Here is a 20,168-nt window from a genome sequence, read left to right as displayed (position 1 = left end):
AGCCAACTTGGCCGAAATCATCGTCATCACCTCGGGCAAAGGCGGCGTGGGCAAGACCACGACCAGCGCCAGCCTCGCCACCGGGCTCGCGCGCCACGGCAAGAAGGTCGCCGTGATCGACTTCGACGTCGGCCTGCGCAACCTCGACCTGATCATGGGCTGCGAGCGGCGGGTGGTGTACGACTTCGTCAACGTCATCCACGGCGAGGCCACGCTCAAGCAGGCGCTGATCAAGGACAAGCGCTTCGACAACCTGTACGTGCTGGCCGCCAGCCAGACCCGCGACAAGGACGCGCTGAGCAAGGACGGCGTGGAGAAGGTGCTGAAGGACCTGGCTGCCGACGGCTTCGACTACATCCTGTGCGACAGCCCGGCCGGAATCGAGAAGGGCGCGTTCCTGGCGATGTACTTCGCCGACCGCGCGGTGGTGGTGGTGAACCCGGAAGTCTCCTCGGTGCGCGACTCCGACCGCGTGCTGGGCCTGCTGGCCTCCAAGACCCACCGCGCCGAACGCAACGACGGCGAGGTCACCGCGCACCTGCTGCTGACCCGCTACAGCCCGGCGCGGGTGGAGAGCGGCGAGATGCTCTCGATCGCGGATGTGGAGGAGGTGCTGGGCCTGAAGACGATCGGCGTGATCCCCGAGTCCGGCGACGTGCTGAACGCGTCCAACAAGGGCGAGCCGGTGATCATGGACATGGAGTCGATCGCCGGCCAGGCCTATGACGACGCGGTGGCGCGGCTGCTGGGCGAGGATCGCCCGCTGCGCTTCACCACGGTCGAAAAGAAGGGCTTCTTCAGCAAGCTGTTCGGGGGCTGACGCATGTCCATCTTCGACTTCCTCAAGCCCAAGAAGAACACCGCGCAGACCGCCAAGAACCGCCTGCAGATCATCATCGCGCAGGAGCGCAGCTCGGCCGGCGCGCCCGACTATCTGCCGCTGCTGCGGCGCGAGATTCTGGAAGTGATCAGCAAGTACGTGGCGGTGGAAGCCGACGCGGTGAAGGTGGACCTGATCAAGGACGGCGAGCACGACGTGCTGGACATCTCGGTCTCGCTGCCCGACCGCGGCGGCGCTCCCGCAGGCGCCTGATTCCGACCGCTCGCCCGCGCATCCGCCCCACCCGCCCCGCAACGGCCGGACCCACGCCGCAGATGCCCTCGCCACATCCCCCGCACGGCACCCTGCCCGCCGCCGACGTGCTGCGGCTGGCCGATATCGGCTTCGCCGCACCCCGCGCGCTGCTGCAGTGCTACGGTCTGGCGCTCGTGCAGGTGCCCGACGGCGCGCCGATCCCCGGCAGCTACTGGGGCGCGCCGGAGGCCGGCATCATCGGCGCCACCGTGTATGCGCGCGCCGACACCCCGGTGCACTCGCTGCTGCACGAGGCCGGGCATCTGATCGTGCTGCCGCCGGAGCGGCGCGCGGCCGTGCATACCGACGCCACCGACTCGATCCCGGAGGAGGACGCGGTCTGCGTGCTGCAGGGCCTGCTCGGCGACGCCCTGCCCGGCGTGGGGCGCGACCGCGTGTGGGCCGACATGGACGCCTGGGGCTACACCTTCCGCCTCGGCTCGGCGCGCGCCTACGTCGAGCGCGATGCCGAATCCGCCTGGGCCTGGCTGCGCGCCCGTGGCCTGGCGGATGACGGCGGGGCGCTGCTGCTGCCCACCTGAGCGCAGGCACTGCGAACCGCGCCGCCGGTGCCGCCCCGACCCGGGTCGTTTCGACCTTACGTTTTTGCCTACGTTCGGCGCGATACTCCGCGCATGAACGCCGACCTCGCCCCGCAGGACCCCGCCACCGCCACCGCGCTGCCGGCGCGCTTCTACGTCGATCCCGGAATGGTGCAGCGCGACCGCCGCGCCATCTTCGACCGCAGCTGGCAGCTGGTGGCGCACGTCAGCCAGCTGCCGCAGGCGGGCGACCACGTGGTGGCCGACCTCGCCGGACTGCCGGTGCTGGCGGTGCGCGACCACGACGGCGCGATCCACGTGCTGCACAACGTCTGCCGCCACCGCGCCGGCCCGCTCGCGCAGTGCGACGGCCGCGGCGCGAAGGCGCTGCGCTGCCGCTACCACGGCTGGACCTACACCCTGGACGGGCGGCTGCGCGCGGCCCCCAAGATGCAGGGCGCGGCGGGCTTCGAGGTGGCCGACGTGCGGCTGCCACGGCTTGCGGTGCGCGTCTGGCAGGGGCTGGTGTTCGCCGCGATCGACGCAAGCGGCGCGCCGGACTTCGACGCCTTCATCGCCGGGATCGACGCGCGGCTGGGCGCGGAGCGCGACCTGGCCGGCTACGGCGGGCACCACCGGGTGGCCTACGACATCGCCTGCAACTGGAAGGTGTACGTGGACAACTACCTCGAGGGCTACCACGTCCCGCACGTGCACCCAGGGCTGAACCGGCTGCTGGACTACCGCAGCTACCGCACCGAGCTGATGCGCTGGCACAGCCTGCAGTGGAGCCCGCTGGAGAGCGACCCGGCGCTGTACGGCAACGGCGATGCGCTGTACTACTGGCTGTGGCCGAACACCATGCTCAACGTGCTGCCCGGGCGGCTGCAGACCAATACCGTGATCCCGCTGGGCGTGGACCGCTGCCGGGTGCTGTTCGACAGCTACTACGCCGCCGATGCGGCGCCGGCGCGGCGCGAGGCCGACATCGCCTTCAGCGACCAGGTGCAGCATGAGGATCTTTCCATCTGCGAGGACGTGCAGCGCGGCATGGCCTCCGGCAGCTACCTGCCGGGCCGCCTGAACCCGCTGCGCGAGACCGGCGTGCACCACTTCCACGAACTGCTGCGCGCGGCCTACCGCGCGGATGCGGGCGCGTGAATCCGCCGCGCCCGCTGGGAGTCTGGGCGGCCACCGCGCTGGTGGTGGGCAGCATGATCGGCAGCGGCGTGTTCCTGCTGCCGGCGGCACTGGCGCCGTATGGCGCCGCCAGCCTGCTGGGCTGGGGAATCGCGCTGGCCGGCGCGCTGCTGCTGGCCGCCACCTTCGCCCGCCTGGCGGTGCAGTGGCCGCACACCGGCGGGCCTTACGCCTATGCCCGGCGCGGCTTCGGCGACCGTGCCGGGTTCGCGATCGCATGGAGCTACTGGGTCTCGATCTGGTCGGGCATGGCGGCGATCGCGGTGGCCTTCGCCGGCAGCCTGGGCGCGCTGTTCCCGGCGCTGACCGCCACCCCACTGCGCGCCGCGCTGTGCGCGCTGGCGGCGCTGTGGGCATGCACGCTGGTGAACCTGGCGGGGCTGCGCGAGGCCGGGCGCGCGCAGGTGCTGCTGACCGCGCTGAAGCTGCTGCCGCTGCTGCTGTTCGGGCTGGTGGCGCTGTGGTGGCTGGACCCCGGCCGCTACGTGCCGTTCAACCCCAGCGGGCAGCCGCTACCGCAGGTGGCCAACACCACCGTGATCCTCACCATGTGGGCGCTGTGCGGGCTGGAGGTGGCGACCGTGCCGGCCGGCGCCATCCGCGACCCGGCGCACACCATTCCGCGCGCCACCGTGCTCGGCACCCTGCTGGCGGGCGTGGCCACGCTGCTGGCCTGCACGGTGGTGATCGGGCTGGTTCCGCCCGAGGTGCTGAAGACCTCGGGCGCACCGATGGCGGACGCCGCCGCACGCACCTGGGGCCCCTGGGCCGGAAGCGCGATCGCCGCCCTGGCGGCAGTGGCCACTTTGGGCGCCATCAACGGCTGGGTGCTGGTCTGCGCGCAGCTCGCGCTGGCCGCGGCCGACGACGGCCTGTTCCCGCGCGCGTTCACACGATGCGATGCGCGCGGCACCCCGACGTTCGGGCTGCTGGTCGGCAGCGGCCTGGCCAGCGTACTGGTGATCGCCAGCTACAGCCGCGGGCTGGTGGCGCTGTTCACCTTCATCCTGCTGATCTCCACCTCGGCCATCCTGCTGCCGTATGCGGCCAGCAGCGCGGCCTGGCTGCGGCGCGGCGCCGGCGGCGGGCGGATCGTCGCGGCGCTGGCGCTGCTGTACAGCCTGTACGCGCTGAGCGGCGCCGGTGCCGAGGCGCTGGCCTGGGGCGCGGTGCTGCTGCTGGCCGGGGTGCCGGTCTATGCGTGGGTGCACCGCGCCCGCCGACCCACGTTATAGCGCGGTCGGTTCCAGCGCCGCCGGCTCCTCGGGCGCCCGCAGCGCTTGCCGCCAGGCGTGGCCTTCCCAGCGCCAGAACAGCCAGCCGGCCAGCACGAAGGCCGCCGCGCCCAGCGCCAGATGCAGGCCGCTGGCGCTGACCAGCGGCGAGACACGCCGGCGATGACGGCATTCACCAGCAGCCCGAAGAACGCCTGCAGCGAGGACGCGCTGCCGCGCTGGTGCGGGAACAGGTCGAGGATGGCCAGGGTGATGACCGGGAACGCCAGCGCGATCCCGAACGCATGCAGGCTGACCGGCAGCACCGCCCACGGCACCGCCGGCGTGGCCACCCCGAGGTTGTAGCCGATGTCCAGCAGCATCGCCGCGCCGGAACAGGCGAACCCGAGGTTGGCCAGGCGGCGGCCGTCGATGCGACCGGCGGCACGCCCGGACACGAACGCGCCCAGCATCATCCCGGCGATCATGGGGATGAAGAACCAGCCGAACTGGCGCTCGCCCAGGCCCAGCAGGTCGAGCACGAAGGCCGGGGCCGAGGCGATGTACAGGAACAGCGCGCCGAAGTTGAAGCCGGCCGCCATCGACAGCCGCAGGAAGCGCGGATGGCGGCCGATGCCGAGGTAGCCGCGCAGCAGCGCCCCCGGATGCAGTGGCAGGCGCGCCGGCGGCGGATGGGTCTCGGGCAGCGCGCGCCACACCGCCAGCGCCAGCAGCGTCGCGAACGCCGCCAGGAACCAGAAGATCGCCGGCCAGCGCTGCCAGCCCAGCAGCCAGCCGCCCAGGATCGGCGCCACCGCGGGGGCGATGCCGAAGATCATCGAAACATGGCTCATCATCCGTTGCGCAGCGTGGCCGTGCAGCACGTCGCGGATCACCGCCCGCCCGACGATCAGCCCCACCCCCGCACTGAGCCCCCTGCAGGGCGCGGAACGCCAGCAGCTGCGGCAGGGTGGCGGCCAGCGCGCAGCCCAGCGAAGCCAGCACGAACACCCCCAGCCCGCCCAGGATCACCCGCTTGCGGCCCAGCGCGTCCGACAGCGGGCCGTGCACCAGGCTCATGGCCGCATAGGCCAGCAGGTAGGCGCTGATGGTCTGCTGCATCGCCAGCTTGTCGGCCCCCAGCTGCGCGCCGATCTGCGGGAAGGCCGGGAAGATGGTATCGATCGAGAACGGCCCGAACATGGCCAGCCCGCCCAGCAGCAGAACCAGGCGGCGGGGCGGCGGCGGCGATGGCGCGGGCATCGACCGATTGTACGGAGACTGCGACCGGCGGCGGCCTTCGGGCCCACCCGGCCTGTATAATCGTGGCCGCACGGAGGGAGAAGCGCGCGGACCACGTCCCGCGGCGCTGCCGAAGGCGCAACCGCCCGGAATCGCTCAGGCCCAAGACCGCCGTGTGACCACACTCTGGAGAGATCGGCACGCCCATCCACCGGGCGATGCCGGCGCCGAAGGGGCACGAAGCCGCGCGGATCACCCTCCCCGCCCGCGCGCTTTAAAACTCTCAGGCAGAAGGACAGAGCGGGCATCCCCTCCCCGCGCGATCGCGCCCCCGGATGCCGCCATGACCCAGCCCTCGCTCCGCTCGCTCGAACACCACGACGCCTTCATCGAACGCCACATCGGCCCCAACGACGCCGAGATCGCGCACATGCTGCGCGCGCTCGGTTTCGACTCGCTGGAGGCGTTCACCGATGCCATCGTCCCGGCCGCCATCAAGTCGGAGGCCCCGCTGGCGCTGCCGGAGGCGATGACCGAAGTCGAGGCGCTGGCGAAGATCCGCGCGATCGCGCAGAAGAACCAGGTGTTCAAGAGCTTCATCGGCCAGGGCTACTACGGCACCCACACGCCCAACGTCATTCTGCGCAATGTGCTCGAGAACCCGGCCTGGTACACCGCCTACACCCCGTACCAGGCGGAAATCTCGCAGGGCCGCATGGAGGCGCTGATCAACTTCCAGACCATGATCGCCGACCTCACCGGCATGGACATCGCCAACGCCTCGCTGCTGGACGAGGCCACCGCCGCCGCCGAGGCGATGACCCTGGCCAAGCGTTCCGCGAAGTCGAAGTCCGACACCTTCCTGGTGGTCGGCGACACCCATCCGCAGACGATCGAGGTGCTGCAGACCCGCGCCGAGCCGCTGGGCCTGACGGTGAACGTGGTGCGCGGCACCGACGCGGTGCACGCCGCGATCGCCGCCGGCGACTACTTCGGCGTGCTGGCGCAGTACCCGGCGTCCAGCGGCTGGGTCGCCGACTGGGAGCAGGACGCCGAGGCCATCCATGCGCACGGCGCGCTGTTCGTGGTCGCCACCGACCTGCTGGCCCTGACCCTGCTGAAATCGCCGGGCGAAATGGGCGCGGACATCGTGATCGGCAACAGCCAGCGCTTCGGCGTGCCGCTGGGGTTCGGCGGCCCGCACGCCGCGTTCATGGCCTGCCGCGACGCCTACAAGCGCAGCATGCCGGGCCGCCTGATCGGCGTGTCCATCGACGCCGACGGCAACCCGGCCTACCGCCTCACCCTGCAGACCCGCGAGCAGCACATCCGCCGCGAGAAGGCGACCTCCAACATCTGCACCGCGCAGGTGCTGCTGGCGGTGATGGCCTCGATGTACGCGGTGTACCACGGCCCCGATGGCCTGAAGCGCATCGCCCAGCGGGTGGCGCGCTACACCGCGATCCTCGCGGCGGGTCTGCGCCAGCTGGGCCATGCCCCCGTACACACCACCGCCTTCGACACCCTGTGCATCGATGCCGGTGCGGCAGCCGAGGCGATTCTGGCGCGCGCCGCGGCACGCCGGGTCAACCTGCGCGTGCGCGGCAACGGCTCGATCTGCGCCTCGCTGGACGAGACCACCACCCGCGCCGACCTCGAACTGCTGTGGCGCATCTTCGGCGGCGACGACGCCACCCTGCCCGACATCGACGCGCTGGATGCCAGCGCGCCGCCGCTGGTTCCGGAAGCGCTGCGGCGCACCTCGGCGTTCCTCACCCACCCGGTGTTCAATACCCACCACAGCGAGCACGAACTGCTGCGCTACCTGCGCACGCTGGCCGACAAGGACCTGGCGATGGACCGCACCATGATCCCGCTGGGCAGCTGCACCATGAAGCTCAACGCCACCGCCGAGATGATCCCGGTCACCTGGCCGGAATTCGGCAACCTGCATCCGTTCGCGCCGGCCGAACAGGCGCAGGGCTACAAGGCGCTGATCGACGGGCTGGAAGCGATGCTGGTGGAAGCCACCGGCTACGACGCGGTGAGTCTGCAGCCGAACTCCGGCGCGCAGGGCGAGTACGCCGGCCTGCTGGCGATCCGCGCCTACCACGCCGCGCGCGGCGAGGGCCACCGCAACATCTGCCTGATCCCGGAATCCGCGCACGGCACCAACCCGGCCTCGGCGCAGATGGCCGGCATGAAGGTGGTGGTGACCCGGTGCGATGCCAACGGCAACGTGGACATCGAGGACATCCGCGCCAAGGCCGAGCAGCATTCGGCCAACCTGGCCGCGATCATGATGACCTACCCGTCCACCCACGGCGTGTTCGAGGAGGACGTGGTCCGCATCTGCGAGATCATCCACCAGCACGGCGGCCAGGTGTACACCGACGGCGCCAACATGAACGCGCTGGTGGGCCTGGCCAAGCCGGGCAAGTGGGGCTCGGACGTCTCCCACCTCAACCTGCACAAGACCTTCTGCATCCCGCATGGCGGCGGCGGCCCCGGCGTGGGCCCGGTGGCGGTCAAGGCACATCTGGCACCGTTCCTGCCCAAGGCCTTCAACGATTCCGGCCTGAAGACCGCCGGCACCGGCGGCGGCGCGCTGGTCGCCGCGGCCAGCTTCGGCAGCGCCTCGATCCTGCCGATCAGCTGGATGTACATTGCGATGATGGGCCGCGACGGCCTGCGCCGCGCCACCCAGGTGGCGATGCTCAACGCCAACTACATCGCGCGCCGCCTGGCGCCGCATTACCGCACCCTGTATACCGGCCGCAACGGGCTGGTGGCGCACGAGTGCATCCTCGACCTGCGCCCGCTGGAAAAGCTCTCCGGCCTCAGCGCCGAGGACGTGGCCAAGCGCCTGATCGACTTCGGCTTCCACGCGCCGACGCTGAGCTTCCCGGTGGCCGGCACGCTGATGGTGGAGCCGACCGAATCGGAATCGCTGCACGAGCTGGACCGCTTCATCGACGCCATGATCCAGATCCGCGCCGAGATCCAGGACGTGATCGACGGCAAGCTGGACCGCGCCGACAACCCGCTCAAGCACGCCCCGCACACCGCCATGCGGGTGTCCGCCAGCGAGTGGACGCACGCCTACCCGCGCGAGCTGGCGGCGTTCCCCCTGCCCAGCCTCAAGCAGGTCAAGTACTGGCCGCCGGTGGCACGGGTGGACAACGTCCACGGCGACAAGAACGTGTTCTGCGCCTGCATCCCGGTGGATGCGTACAAGGACGAGGCCTGACGGGCGCGCCGCCGCGGGCATCCCCGCCCGGATGAAACGGACAGGCCCCGCAGTGCGGGGCCTGTTGGTGGGTGGCGATCACGCGCGGCGATCGCGCCCGGCGTACACGCGGGATCAGACGCCGCGCTGCTTCAGCCACGCCTCGATCTGCGGCAGCCGCTGCTGGCGCAGCTTCACCCGGGTCTGGATGGCGTTCACCACGCGCTGCGCTTCGCCGCGCGAGGTTGGCGCGATGTACTGCCCGGCGAAGGCGTTGATCTTGTCCACCATCTTCAGGTCATCCGCGCCACTGCCGAGGCCGGGGTAGTAGCGCGCGCGCGAGGTGGAATCGACCAGCGCGTCCACCTGGGTGCGGTGGGCGGTGGCGAAGTCGAAGGCCAGGTGCGGGTGCTCGCGGGCGACGGTGGCGATCATCGCGGCGCTGTTGGTGGCGCCGGGCTCGGCGGTCAGCGCCATGTCCAGCGCGCGCTGCGCCAGCGCCTTGTCCTTGGCCATCGCCAGCAGGCCGTAGTACTGGTCGCGCAGCAGCGAGGACTTCTCCGCCTGCGCCAGCGCGTGCAGCCTGTCCCAGGTGGCGGCATCGGCATTGTGCGCCACCATCCCCAGCACCGTCCGGCGCAGGTCGGGGCCAAGCGAGGCCGGGTTGGCAAGGAAGGCATCGAAGCGGCGGCGCGCCTCGGCCAGCACCTGGGCATCGCCGAGCATGCCGAGCACGCCGATCAGGCTCTGCCGCAACTCGCGCACGGCGGCGGAATCATCCGCACGATCCCCCCAGCCCAGTTGCGCCAGCTTGGGCGCCAGCCTGGCCTGGGCGAACGTGCGGAACGCGGCCTGGCGCCCGGGATCGGCCTTGAGCAGGTCGTCGATCGCGGCCAGCTGGCCGGCCACGTTCTGCCACAGCTCCGGCGCGGCCGTCATCGGCACCTGCATGGCCAGGTCCAGGCTGTCGGCCTCGGGCTGCAGGCCGACCGCGGCCAGCGCCTGCGCATCCAGCATCACGCCCATCTGGTCCACCACCGGCAGCCTGGCAAAATCGGCGCTGATGGCCTTGAACTGGGCCGGCGCGTACAGGGTGCGGAAGTAGCCCTTTGGCCGGCGTTCACCAGTACCGGGCCGGCACAGCCGGGCAGGGTCAGGCGGGCCTGGCCGTCCACCAGCACGCGCTGCACCTGGCCGTCGCCGCCGCGCACGCTGACCGGAACGTGCCAGCGCAACGGGATCTTGCCCGGGCGGTCGACGGTGTACTCGCCCTGTTCCAGCTCGACCACCGTTTCGCCGTTGACACAGGCGCTGCGGGCCTTGATCAGCGGCACGCCCGGCTGCAGGGTGAAATCGTGCGCGACCTGGGTGAACTGCCTGCCGGGCGCGGCGATCTCCATCTCCTTCCACAAATCGTCGGTCACCGCGTTGCCGTAGGCGTGCTTGGCGATGTAGCTGCGCACGCCCGCGCGCCAGGCGTCTTCGCCGATGTAATCCTCCAGCATCGAAATGACCGCCGCGCCCTTGCGGTAGGTAATGCCGTCGAACGCCTGGCTGGCCTGCTCCACGGTGGCGATGTGCTGCACGATCGGATGGGTGGTGGCGTAGGCATCCAGCCCCATCGGGCCGCGGCTGGTGAACGCGGCGTCCACGTTGTCCACGTCCCATTCCGGGTGCAGCTTGCGGGTGGTGCGGCCCTCCATCCAGGTGGCGAAACCCTCGTTCAGCCACAGGTCGTCCCACCACGCCATCGTCACCAGATCGCCGAACCACTGGTGCGCGATCTCGTGCGCGGCGGTGGTGAAGATGCGCTGCTTGTCGGACAGGTTGGAGGTGGCGGGATCGAACAGCAGCGAGGACTCGAAGGTGAAGATCGCGCCCCAGTTCTCCATCGCGCTGAAGAACTGGCTGCGGCCGGGCGCGGCGATGTTGTCGAGCTTGGGCAGCGGGTACTTCACGCCGAAGTAGTCGTCGTATTCGCGCAGCACGTCGCGGCTGGACTCCAGCGCGAAGCGGGCCTGGTCCACCTTGCCCTTCTGCGCGATCACACCGATCTCCACGCCGTTGTCGGACAGGGTGGTGCGGTCGAAATCGCCCACCGCCAGGAACAGCAGGTAGGTGGACATCTTCGGGGTCGGCGCGAACACGGTCAGGCGGCGGCCGTCGCCGAGGTCGTGGGTGCGCTCCGCCGGCATGTTGCTCACCACCCTCTGCCCCGCCGGCGCGGTCACCGCCAGGTGGAAGGTAGCCTTCAGGCTGGGCTCGTCCCAGGACGGGATGAAGCGGCGCGCGTCGGAGTTCTCGAACTGGGTGTAGAGCGCGCGCTTGTTGCCGGAGGCGGTCGGGTAGTCGAGCGCGAACAGGCCGTTGGCCTGGGTGCCGATCTTTCCGCTGTAGTCGATCGACAGCAGGTAGCGGCCGGGCGCGAGCGCGCGGTCGAAGGTGAAGGTGGCGGTCTGCGCCGCCGTATCCATCGCCACCCTGGGCACCAGGTCCTGGCCCTGCGCGCGGCCCAGGCGCACGCGGGAGAAGGCCATGTCCACCGCGTTCAGGGTGATGCTGCGGGTGGGCTTGAGCACGTCGAGGTCGATCCGCACCTTGCCGTCGAACGCGAGCTTCTCGGCATGCGGCACGATCTCGACATCGTAATTGGTCGGGCGCACGTCGCGCGGCAGCTGGGTGGTGGCATCCACCTGCGCCGCGGCGGGCGCTGGCGCGGCCGGGCGCGCCAGCGCGGCGGTGGCGGAACCGGCCAGGGCCAGGGCGATGGCGGTGGTCAGAAGGCGACGCATGCAAACCTCGGGGGAACGTGGGAGACCTGCGATCTTCCCGCCGCCCCGGGGTCTGGCCCAGCCCCGGAAGTCATGCCGCGAACATTACGAAACCGTCATGAACTCCCATTCCAGGATACTTCGAGTTCGCCCGCCACTCATGCCACCCTGGCCCGCCGGGATGATCCGTTGGAGATACCCATGCTGCGCCTGCTGCTGCCTGCCCTGTTCATGCTGGCCTGCGCCGTGCCCGCACATGCCGACACCCTCATCATCGACGGCACGGTGCGCACTTACGCGCTCCAGATCCCGGCTCGCCTGCCGGCGCCGCTGGTGCTGGTGCTGCACGGAAACACCCAGCAGGGCCGCGACATCCTGGAGCACACGTCCTGGCCAGAGGTGGCCCGCCGCGCGGGCTTCGTGCTGGTGGCACCGGACGGTCTGAACCGCGGCTGGGCAGATCTGCGCAGCGACACCGAAGCAGCCGGACGCCGGCCGCCGCCGGGCACCGACGACGTGGCATTCCTCACCACCCTGATCCAGGATCTGGTCGCGCGCGGCATCGCCGATCCGCACCGGATCTATGTCGCCGGGGTCTCCAACGGCGGCGCGATGGCCATGAGCCTGGCCTGCGTGCGCCCCGACCTGATCGCGGCGGCCAGCAGCACCCTCATGGCGATGACCCAGACCATGGTGGCGAACTGCCATCCCCGGCAGGGCACCCCGCTCGTGCTGATGAACGGCACTGCCGATCCGCTGGTCAATTTCGACGGCGGACGCGGCCGCAGCCGGCTGATGGGCGTCTCCGGCCTGCTCTCCGCCGAGGATACCCTGCGCTTCTGGCGCCGGGTGGACGGCTGCGCGCCCGAGGATGCCGGCACGACCGCGCTGCCGGACGTCGCGCGCGACGATCATTCGCGCATCGTCCTGGTGGCCTCGCATTGCCCGCAAGGCACCGACGTACGCCTGTACCGGGTGGAAGGCGGCGGCCATCGCCTGCCCGACCGCATGGACGATGCCCGCCATGCCCGCCTGGTGGATCGCCTGCTCGGCCCGCAGAACCACGACATCGACGGCCCCGAGGTGATCTGGGAGTTTCTGCGCCGTTTCGAGCGCAGTTGATCACCACCGCATGCCTTTGCCTTGCATGCGCCCACGAAAAGGCGATCGCGTGCACGCTTCTGCAGACGCAACCGGCGTAAAGTCGGAGCCGGCTTACACGGGTACGCCGCCATGATCCCGCTCCCCGTCTCCACTTCCACCATCGCGCGGTCCGGCATGCAGGCCGCTGCGCAGCGGATGCAGGTTGCGGCCAGCAACACCGCCAACCGTCACACCGACGGGTTCGAACGCCGCGACGCGGTCCAGACGGCTTCCCCGGACGGCGGCGTGCAGACGCGCATCGTGCCCAGCGGCGCAAGCAACGACGCCATCGGCGCACAGCTATCCGATGCCATCGCGGCCCGTCGGGCTGCCCTCGACTTCGCCGCCAATGCCGCCGCTTTCCGCGCCCGCAACGACGCAATCGGCACCCTGTTCGACGCGCTGGCCTGAACGCGCGGGCCTCGCGCCACGCACACCGGCAGATACATCTTCTTCATCCAGCTCGAAAAACGCGGATGGCGGCATCCGCCGCTGCTGCCGGGCGCCCAGAGGCGCGGCTCGCGTCACGGCTGGCGCCACCCTGAAGCGACGACGGCCCGCTCGCGCTCGGCATCCAGCGCCTCGCCCTTGATGCGCGCATCGATCGCAGCCAGCAGCTCCGGCGCCATCCCGGCACCGGCCTGCCGCAACTCACCGGTGTCGGCCGGTGCCTGCACCAGCAGTTCGACGCGCCATTGCCCCTCCTCGCGGCACGCAAGCCCCTGCCAGCCGCCATCGACGCCGTCGAAGCTGCGACACCAGCGGTTGTCCCGATCGAGAAAGGTCAGCCCCACGCGCATGCCGCCGGCGGGGGCCGCAGAGACCGATCGATCCAGCATCGCGGCGAATTCGCCGCGGGCGACCAGTGCCCCCCTCCTTGCGCACCCACGGCGTGCTGCCGTCGAGGCGAAACGCGATGGCCGCGGCGACCAGCGCGAGGGATGCGGCAAGCGCATAGACCGGCGCGCGCCAACGCAGCGCACGCGGCGCAGTGCGTCGGGCCAGCGGCGCAGGCGCGTCCACCAGCCTGCGCAAAGCGTCCGGCACCGGCTCGCGCAGCACGTCATCGAACGCACCCCGCAGGCGCTCGCGCATGCGCTGGTCGCGCCGGATCACCTCGTCCAGCGCAGGATCGAGCCGCCGCGCAGCCTCGATACGGGCGCGCGTGTCCGCATCCGCCTCGCCATCCAGATAGGCCCGCAGTGCCTCGGCATCGTTCCCGTTCATGGACGTCGGCTGCATCTTGGATTCCTCATTCCTGTCCGAGCCAATCGCGCAGCGCCGCCCGCGCCCGTGACAGCCGGCTCGTGACCGTGCCTTCGGGTACACCAAGCACGTGTGCGGCCTCGGCGTAACGCATGCCCTCCACCAGCACCAGCGCCACTGCCTCGCGCTGCTCGGGCGGCAACCTCGCCATTGCCTCTGCCACCGACAGCGCTTCGACGTGGCGTTCGACGCCCGCCTCGCCCACCGAAAGCCCGGCCTCCTCGGCGACGAAGACCGCCTGCTTGCGCGCCCGCGCCCGCAGCTCGTCCCGCCAGGCATTGCGCAGGATGCCAAACACCCATGCATCCACTCTTCCGTCCGGTCGCCACTGGTCCGCACGCGCAAGCGCGCGTTCCAGCGCCAGCTGCACCAGGTCATCGGCATCCGCGGCATTGCCCGCCAATGCACGCGCCATACGTCGCAGGCGTGGCAACAACGCCGGCAGTGCTTCGCAGACAGTGTCGCGATCGCTCATGCGTACAGGGGACCCTACGAACGTGTGCGCGGTTTCCATCCGTCGTGCATACCGGACGCTCAGCGACGGTGCAGAGGCGGATGCTAGCATCCGGTCGCATCCACTTCAGCCAGTGCCGCATGCGTCGTCACCTACCCCTGGTTGTATGCCTGCTGCTCGCGCTCGGGCCGTTCTTGCCCGTACGCGCGCAGGTGCTGCCTGGCGGCCTCCCGACGCTGCCGCGGCTGCCCGCAGGCACGCCCATCGACACGCTCGACGCAGCGACCTCCGCCACCACCAACGCCCTGCTGAGCGCGACCTGGAGCTATCGCCAGCAGGCCGCGGCGCTGCTGCGCGAAGTGCCTGCGCAGGTCGCACGGGCGCCGGATGGCGCGGTCATGCGACGCGCTGAATATCTGGCGCTGGACATCGATGCGGCCGAGCAGGACGCGGTCCGCGCTGCCGGCTTCCAGGTGCTGCGCGAGGATCACGACGACGCATTCGGGATGTCGATCACGCTGTTGCGGGACAGCCGCGACCGCAGCCCTGGCCGCGCCCTGCGCGTGCTGCGCGCGACCCTGCCCGGCCGCGCCATCGAGCCCCACCATTTGTTTCTGCCTGCCGGTGGCTACGCCGGCCAGGCCAACCAGGCGGCAACCGGCGATACCGGACTTCGCGTCGGGCTGATCGATGGCGGCGTCGACGCCAGCGCTCCCGCACTCGCACGCACCCGCGTCGTGCCCCATGGCTGTGATGGCCGCAGCCTTCCACAGCCACACGGAACCCAGGTGGCGATGCGCCTCGTCGCAGGCGCACCTGCCACCCTGCTGGCCGCCGACCTGTGGTGCGGACGGCGCGTGGGCGGCGATACGCTGGCACTGGTGGAGGCGCTGCGCTGGATGGCGCAGCAGGGGGTGGCCGTGATCAACGTCAGTCTGGTCGGACCGGACAACAGCGCGCTGCGGCGGACGGTCGAAGTGCTGCTCGCACGTGGGCAGGTGATCGTTGCGGCGGCAGGCAACGACGGGCCGGCCGCACCTCCCCGCTTTCCCGCCGGCTATCCGGGCGTGATCGCGGTCGCCGCCGTCAACGCCCGCGGCGTGCTGTTGCCGGAATCGGCGGTGGGCAAGCACATCAGCGTCTGCGCGGACGGCGTGGTGGATTCCCACACGCGCGGCACGTCCTTCGCTGCGCCGCTAGTAGCGCGCCTGCTCGCCGGCACCTGGGCCGCGCCAGCGCCTGGGCACAGCGCCGATGCGATGCATGTGCTTGCACGCGCGGCCCGTCCGGCACGCTCGCCCCGCTGCGGGCTGGGAATCATCGCTCCAACCTGAACGGATTCCATCCGCGTTTCCAGGCGCCGGATGGATCCGGCACGCCCGGTCGTTCCGTCATTACACGCGGACCCGCCGCGGATGACAAGGAGAACTCCAATGCGCAAGACCTCTCTCACCTTGATCGCACTCGCCGCCTTCACCTGCATAGCGCCTGTCCAGGCGCAGGTATTGGGTGGCCGCGGTGATCTCGGCGGCAGCCTCAGCGGCACCATCGACCGCACGGGTGGCATGCTGGGGGGCAATCTTTCCGGCAACGGCCGCATCGACGGCCGATTGCCTGCAGTGGGCACCATCGACCGCCTCGAAGTCGCCCGCGAACGCGCCGCCCGCCGCGCACGCGCCAGCGGCAACGCCATCGCCGGCGCAACCACAGACGCCGCCTCCCACGGCAAGCGCGCCGTAGACGCCGAGGCCAGCCGCGTGGCCGCCAAGGCGAACGCGGCGCGGCGCTGACCGGCACGCTTGCGGGTGCGGCCCAGGCCACGCTGTCTGGCAACGCCACTTCCCTCACGCCGGCGGTGAACGCGCAGCCGCCTGCATCCGCGCCGGGCGTCGCCGGTAGTGCTGAAGGCGGCGTCAGCGCAGCGCTGGGGCGTAGTGCGCAGAGTCACGCCGGTGGCGGTTCCGGCACCTCTGGCAACGCCCCGGCGCATCACCCGCTACTGCCCAGCGTGGCCGCCGAAGGCTCGGCCGGTGGCAGCGCTTCGGTTTCGCGCGAATCCGGCATCAGTGCGTCGACCAGCGGCGCGGCACGTGGTTCGGCGCAGGCACGGCGCGGCAAGGCCGATGGAAGCGGCAGCGCGTCCATCGCTGCGGGCGCGGGCAGTGCATCGGCGCCGGCGTCGGAACCGCAGCCGGCGGCCAAGCCCAAGCGCGACCACAAGCGAGAGGATGACCCCCGCTAAGCCCGCACAACGCCTCTGCCGCAGAAACGGCGAAGCCCCGCGCAAGCGGGGCTTCGCATGCTCATCCGCGAATGCCGGAACTCAGGCGAACGGGTCGCGCAGCACCATGGTGTGGTCGCGGTCCGGGCCGGTGGAAACGATACTGATCGGGCAGCCCGCCAGTTCCTCCAGCGCACGCAGGTAGGCACGCGCGGCCGGCGGCAGCCTGTCCCACTCGGTGATGCCGTGGGTGGTTTCGCTCCAGCCCGGGAACTCCAGGTACACCGGGGTGATCTCCTCCCAGCCCTGCGCGTCCAGCGGCGCGTACTCGGTGCGCTTGCCGCGGTACTCGTAGGCGATGCACATCTTCAGCTTCTCCATGCCGTCCAGCACGTCGAGCTTGGTGATGCACAGGCCGCTGATGCCGTTGATCGCCACCGCGCGCTTGAGCGCCACGATATCCATCCAGCCGCAGCGACGCGGGCGCCCGGTGGAAGCGCCGTACTCCGCGCCGCGGTCGCGGATGCCCTGGCCGATCGCATCGTCCAGCTCGGTCGGGAACGGGCCGCCGCCAACGCGCGTCGCATACGCCTTGGCGATGCCCAGCACGTAGTCGATCGCGTCCGCACCCACGCCGGTGCCGGCCAGCGCGCCGCCGATCGTGGTGTTGGAGCTGGTGACGTAGGGATAGGTGCCGTGGTCGATGTCCAGCAGCGCGCCCTGCGCGCCCTCGAACAGCACCCGCTTGCCCTGCCTGCGGAGCTCGTGAAGGATCCCGGCCACGTCGGACTTCATCGGCTCGACGTATTCACCGAATGCCAGCGCCTCGGCATACACCGCATCGAAGTCCACCGGGTCCACGCCCAGGTATTTGGTGAGGACGAAGTTGTGGTAGTCCAGCGCGCTGCGCAGCTTCTCGGCCAGCTGCTCCGGGTAATGCAGGTCGGCGATACGGATGCCGCGGCGCGCCACCTTGTCCTCGTAGGCCGGGCCGATGCCGCGGCCGGTGGTGCCGATGGCCTTGCCGCCGGCAGCCTTCTCGCGCGCCTGGTCCAAGGCGATGTGGTAGGGCATGATCAGCGGCGCGGCCGGGCTGATCTTCAACCGCGAGCGCACGTCCACCCCGGCCGCCTCCAGCTCCTCGATCTCCTTGCGCAGCGCGGCCGGCGAGATCACCACGCCGTTGCCGATCAGGCACAGTGCGCCCGCGCGCAGGATCCCGGACGGGATCAGGTGCAGCACCGTCTTCTTGCCGTTGATGACCAGGGTGTGGCCGGCGTTGTGGCCGCCCTGGAAGCGCACCACGGCGCCGATGTCCTCGGTGAGCAGATCGACGATCTTGCCCTTGCCCTCGTCGCCCCACTGGGCGCCCAATACCACGACCGACTGGCCCATGGCTTCACTCCTGCTGCGTGCGGCCATCGGGGCCGCGGGATGGGTGCGCCTGGAAGTGCCGTCCGCCAAGGTCGAACCGCCATCGGGGCGGGCCGGGCCGGACGGGCGCCAGACACGGAAAAAGCCGAGGCGGGCCCCGGCTTTCGCGCATTCTACCCGCATCGGCCGCCCCCCGCGACCGCCGTCCTCACTCCAGCCGCCGCCGCCGCGCCAGCAGGTCGCGGTCGAGTTGCAGCAGATAGCGGAACAGCTTGCGCTGCGCGACCGGAGTCAGATTCACGAATTCGCAGCCGGCCTGGGTGGCGTCCGGTCCGAGGTGGCCGCGGCGGATGACGTGGCGCACCTGCAGGTCGACCCCCACTTCGCCCAGCTCGGGCAGATCGATCCGGCAATCGCGCAACACGTCCCCCACTTGCAGGCGCACCTGCGAGCGGGTGGTGATCACCGCCAGCCCCCCGCCGCCGATGTCGCGAATGGTGGCATCCACCTCACGCTCGCCTTCGTCCAGCCGCAGGCGGCAGAACAGGGTGCCGGCCGGCGGTTCGCGGCGCATGAACTCGCGCCGCTGCAGGTACAGCACGCGCTCGGGGATCGGCAGCCGGAACGCGGCGGCGTCCTCGAACGTATCCAGCTGCGCCGGCCCGCACGAGAAGCGCAGCGCGGCGCGGTCGATGCTGCCCTCGAACCGCAGCAGGGGCACCGCCAGCCAGGCCTCCTGCACCGAACGGCTGGCAGGCACGTCGATCAGCAGGCCGGCGGCATCCACCTTCAGCAGAATGGTGGGCAGCGCGCTGGCGGTGTTGTCCGGGCGCACGCTGAGCGTGCTGCGTTCGCCTGCCAAGCGCTGCAGGTGGTGGCGGATCTCGCCCGCGTCGTGGAGGTAGAACTTGTCGTAATACCCTTCCAGATCGGCCACGTCCGGGGCGGGAAGGTCGGGCAGGTCGGGCAGGTCGCTCATTTCACCAAGCTTAACGGCAGTCGCCGGCGGCTGCTTGATGGTGGCTCAACCGTGCCTGGCATCGGGCTCGGCCTGATCGCCCTCGGCCAGCCCCACGTTGCTCGGCGCCGCCTCGTACAGCGCGCGATCCAGACGCCCGGTCTCCTTCGCCACCAGCACCGGCACCAGCACCTGGCCGGTGACGTTGGTCATCGTGCGCATCATGTCCAGCACGCGGTCGATCGCGTACAGGTAGCCGATCACCTCCAGCGGCAACCCCGCGGCAGAGAGCACCACGGTGGCCATGATCACCGCGGTACCCGGCACCCCGGCGGTGCCGAAGCTGCCCAGCACCGAGGCCAGCGCGATGATCAGGTACTGGGTCGGCGACAGCTCGATCCCGGCGTACTGCGAGATGAACACCGCCGCCAGCGCCGGATAGATCGCGCCGCAGCCGTCCATCTTGATGGTGGCGCCCAGCGGCACCGCGAACGCCGCGTAATCGCGGTCCACCCCGAGATTGTGGGTGGCGCTGCGCAGCGAGGCCGGCAGCGCCGCGAAGCTGCTGGAGGCCACGAAGCCCACCTCCATCGCGGGCGCCGCGCCGCGGAAGAACTTCAGCGGGTTCAGGCCGTGCGCCAGCAGCAGGGCGCTGTACACCACCACGATGTGGAAGGCGCAGGCCGCATACAGCGCCAGGACGAAGTTCAGCAGCGGGCGCAGCTGCTCGAAGCCGTAGCCGCCCACCAGGGCGGCGATCAGGCCGAAGGTTCCAAACGGAGTGAACTCCAGCACGTAGCGGGTGACCTGGATCATCACCTCGCTGGCTTCGCCCACCAGCCTGCGCACCCCGGCCACCTTCTCGCCCAGCTTCACCATCGCAAAGCCCACCAGCCCGGCGAAGAAGATCACCTGCAGCACGGTCCAGCTGCGCGGCACCAGTACCTTGGTGCCGTCGGCCAGCTTCGCGCTCGCGGCCCCGCCCAGGGCCTGGAACGGATTGGACGGCACCAGGTTCAGCAGCATGTCCAGCGCACCGGGCACCTGCCTGGGCGAATAGTCGGACGCGATCTTCAGCGGCCCCACCCCGGCGCCCGGCTGGATGATCCAGCCGAACGCCAGCCCCACGCCCACCGCCAGCACCGCGGTGATCGCGAACCACAGGAAGGTGCGCCCGGCCAGCGCGGCGATCGACGCCTTGCCGCTGAGCGAGGCCACCGCATTGATCACCGCGAAGAACACCAGCGGCACCGCGATCATCGAGATCAGGGTGACATAGAGATCGCCGACCGGCCCGAACCAGGTTTCGGCGTCCTTGCCGAACGCCCAGCCCGCCAGCGCGCCCAGCACGAAGCCGAGCAGCACGCGCTTCCAGAACTTGATGCGGAACCACCAGTCGAACATGTGCCCCTCCGGGCT

The 20,168-nt window shown here is 70.7% G+C and carries 16 protein-coding genes, 2 pseudogenes and 1 riboswitch; of the genes and pseudogenes, 11 read left to right on the top strand and 7 right to left on the bottom strand.

Annotated features, from left to right (window positions below; translation table 11 throughout):
* Positions 1–7 precede the first annotated feature (7 nt).
* From minD to LJB71_RS04955, 5 genes are all read left to right on the top strand, one after another.
* Entirely contained in the window at positions 8–820 is an 813-nt protein-coding gene (gene minD / locus LJB71_RS04975; protein ID WP_259303319.1) for a septum site-determining protein MinD, read from the top strand.
* A 3-nt stretch (positions 821–823) separates the two neighbouring features.
* Positions 824–1,093 (top strand): cell division topological specificity factor MinE, encoded by a 270-nt coding sequence (gene minE / locus LJB71_RS04970; RefSeq protein ID WP_259303318.1) that lies wholly within the window; start codon positions 824–826, stop codon positions 1,091–1,093.
* Positions 1,094–1,155: 62 nt separating this feature from the next.
* A complete protein-coding gene (locus LJB71_RS04965; protein WP_259303317.1) occupies positions 1,156–1,677 on the top strand; it encodes a hypothetical protein in 522 nt (173 codons plus the stop codon).
* Positions 1,678–1,770: 93 nt separating this feature from the next.
* Entirely contained in the window at positions 1,771–2,838 is a 1,068-nt protein-coding gene (locus LJB71_RS04960) for an aromatic ring-hydroxylating dioxygenase subunit alpha (protein ID WP_259303316.1), read from the top strand.
* Positions 2,835–4,112, top strand: a complete 1,278-nt coding sequence (locus LJB71_RS04955; RefSeq protein WP_259303315.1) for an amino acid permease — start codon at positions 2,835–2,837, stop codon at positions 4,110–4,112. The genes LJB71_RS04960 and LJB71_RS04955 overlap by 4 nt, the downstream gene beginning before the upstream one ends.
* Here LJB71_RS04955 and LJB71_RS04950 read toward each other — a convergent pair.
* Positions 4,107–5,354: pseudogene (locus LJB71_RS04950) on the bottom strand (multidrug effflux MFS transporter). The gene LJB71_RS04955 and the pseudogene LJB71_RS04950 sit on opposite strands and share 6 nt — an antisense overlap.
* 155 nt (positions 5,355–5,509) lie before the next feature.
* A riboswitch (glycine riboswitch) is annotated at positions 5,510–5,642 on the top strand.
* A gap of 34 nt (positions 5,643–5,676) precedes the next feature.
* On the opposite strand from LJB71_RS04950, the gene gcvP reads away from it, so the two are divergent.
* Entirely contained in the window at positions 5,677–8,583 is a 2,907-nt protein-coding gene (gcvP, locus tag LJB71_RS04945) for an aminomethyl-transferring glycine dehydrogenase (RefSeq protein ID WP_259303314.1), read from the top strand.
* A gap of 114 nt (positions 8,584–8,697) precedes the next feature.
* Here the strand turns inward: gcvP and LJB71_RS04940 are convergent.
* Positions 8,698–11,354, bottom strand: a pseudogene (locus tag LJB71_RS04940) (M1 family metallopeptidase).
* Between the two features lie 180 nt (positions 11,355–11,534).
* On the opposite strand from LJB71_RS04940, the gene LJB71_RS04935 reads away from it, so the two are divergent.
* Both LJB71_RS04935 and LJB71_RS04930 read left to right on the top strand, forming a co-directional pair.
* On the top strand, positions 11,535–12,455 hold the full coding sequence (locus tag LJB71_RS04935) for a PHB depolymerase family esterase (RefSeq protein ID WP_259303313.1): 921 nt from the start codon (positions 11,535–11,537) through the stop codon (positions 12,453–12,455).
* Between the two features lie 111 nt (positions 12,456–12,566).
* Positions 12,567–12,887, top strand: coding sequence for a flagellar basal body protein (locus tag LJB71_RS04930; protein WP_259303312.1), 321 nt, complete (start codon positions 12,567–12,569; stop codon positions 12,885–12,887).
* A 113-nt stretch (positions 12,888–13,000) separates the two neighbouring features.
* Here the strand turns inward: LJB71_RS04930 and LJB71_RS04925 are convergent, their stop codons facing one another.
* Entirely contained in the window at positions 13,001–13,270 is a 270-nt protein-coding gene (locus tag LJB71_RS04925) for a hypothetical protein (protein WP_259303311.1), read from the bottom strand.
* 458 nt (positions 13,271–13,728) lie between these two features.
* Positions 13,729–14,217 carry an RNA polymerase sigma factor gene (locus tag LJB71_RS04920; protein ID WP_259303310.1) on the bottom strand — a complete coding sequence of 163 codons (489 nt, stop codon included), beginning with the start codon at positions 14,215–14,217 and terminating at the stop codon, positions 13,729–13,731.
* Positions 14,218–14,336: 119 nt separating this feature from the next.
* Here LJB71_RS04920 and LJB71_RS04915 point away from each other — a divergent pair, with 119 nt between their 5' ends.
* The 3 genes from LJB71_RS04915 to LJB71_RS04905 all read left to right on the top strand — a co-directional run bounded on the left by LJB71_RS04915 (position 14,337) and on the right by LJB71_RS04905 (position 16,438).
* Complete coding sequence (locus LJB71_RS04915; RefSeq protein WP_259303309.1) at positions 14,337–15,530, top strand: S8 family serine peptidase; 1,194 nt, start codon at positions 14,337–14,339, stop codon at positions 15,528–15,530.
* Between the two features lie 99 nt (positions 15,531–15,629).
* Positions 15,630–15,986, top strand: a complete 357-nt coding sequence (locus LJB71_RS04910) for a hypothetical protein (RefSeq protein WP_259303308.1) — start codon at positions 15,630–15,632, stop codon at positions 15,984–15,986.
* A gap of 65 nt (positions 15,987–16,051) precedes the next feature.
* On the top strand, positions 16,052–16,438 hold the full coding sequence (locus LJB71_RS04905) for a hypothetical protein (protein WP_259303307.1): 387 nt from the start codon (positions 16,052–16,054) through the stop codon (positions 16,436–16,438).
* Between the two features lie 81 nt (positions 16,439–16,519).
* Here the strand turns inward: LJB71_RS04905 and LJB71_RS04900 are convergent, their stop codons facing one another.
* The 3 genes from LJB71_RS04900 to LJB71_RS04890 all read right to left on the bottom strand — a co-directional run bounded on the left by LJB71_RS04900 (position 16,520) and on the right by LJB71_RS04890 (position 20,153).
* Positions 16,520–17,812 (bottom strand): adenylosuccinate synthase, encoded by a 1,293-nt coding sequence (locus LJB71_RS04900; protein ID WP_259303306.1) that lies wholly within the window; start codon positions 17,810–17,812, stop codon positions 16,520–16,522.
* 187 nt (positions 17,813–17,999) lie between these two features.
* The gene (locus LJB71_RS04895) at positions 18,000–18,770 is read right to left on the bottom strand and encodes a flagellar brake protein (RefSeq protein ID WP_259303305.1); all 771 of its coding nucleotides are present in this window, start codon (positions 18,768–18,770) and stop codon (positions 18,000–18,002) included.
* A 45-nt stretch (positions 18,771–18,815) separates the two neighbouring features.
* Complete coding sequence (locus LJB71_RS04890; RefSeq protein ID WP_259303304.1) at positions 18,816–20,153, bottom strand: dicarboxylate/amino acid:cation symporter; 1,338 nt, start codon at positions 20,151–20,153, stop codon at positions 18,816–18,818.
* Between the last annotated feature and the right edge of the window lie 15 nt (positions 20,154–20,168).

It is taken from the genome of Thermomonas sp. S9 (assembly GCF_024704365.1).
Classification (GTDB): Bacteria; Pseudomonadota; Gammaproteobacteria; order Xanthomonadales; family Xanthomonadaceae; genus Thermomonas.
Note: the sequence above shows the minus strand (reverse complement) of the source record. Positions and strands in the feature narration are given on the sequence as shown.

Bases quoted from the DNA above. Each gene is read 5' to 3' on its own strand.
- minE (WP_259303318.1), top strand. From the start codon at position 824: ATGTCCATCTTCGACTTCCTCAAGCCCAAGAAGAACACCGCGCAGACC.
- LJB71_RS04965 (WP_259303317.1), top strand. From the start codon at position 1,156: ATGCCCTCGCCACATCCCCCGCACGGCACCCTGCCCGCCGCCGACGTG.
- LJB71_RS04960 (WP_259303316.1), top strand. From the start codon at position 1,771: ATGAACGCCGACCTCGCCCCGCAGGACCCCGCCACCGCCACCGCGCTG.
- gcvP (WP_259303314.1), top strand. From the start codon at position 5,677: ATGACCCAGCCCTCGCTCCGCTCGCTCGAACACCACGACGCCTTCATC.
- LJB71_RS04935 (WP_259303313.1), top strand. From the start codon at position 11,535: ATGCTGCGCCTGCTGCTGCCTGCCCTGTTCATGCTGGCCTGCGCCGTG.
- LJB71_RS04930 (WP_259303312.1), top strand. From the start codon at position 12,567: ATGATCCCGCTCCCCGTCTCCACTTCCACCATCGCGCGGTCCGGCATG.
- LJB71_RS04920 (WP_259303310.1), bottom strand. From the start codon at position 14,217: ATGAGCGATCGCGACACTGTCTGCGAAGCACTGCCGGCGTTGTTGCCA.
- LJB71_RS04915 (WP_259303309.1), top strand. From the start codon at position 14,337: ATGCGTCGTCACCTACCCCTGGTTGTATGCCTGCTGCTCGCGCTCGGG.
- LJB71_RS04910 (WP_259303308.1), top strand. From the start codon at position 15,630: ATGCGCAAGACCTCTCTCACCTTGATCGCACTCGCCGCCTTCACCTGC.
- LJB71_RS04900 (WP_259303306.1), bottom strand. From the start codon at position 17,812: ATGGGCCAGTCGGTCGTGGTATTGGGCGCCCAGTGGGGCGACGAGGGC.
- LJB71_RS04895 (WP_259303305.1), bottom strand. From the start codon at position 18,770: ATGAGCGACCTGCCCGACCTGCCCGACCTTCCCGCCCCGGACGTGGCC.
- LJB71_RS04890 (WP_259303304.1), bottom strand. From the start codon at position 20,153: ATGTTCGACTGGTGGTTCCGCATCAAGTTCTGGAAGCGCGTGCTGCTC.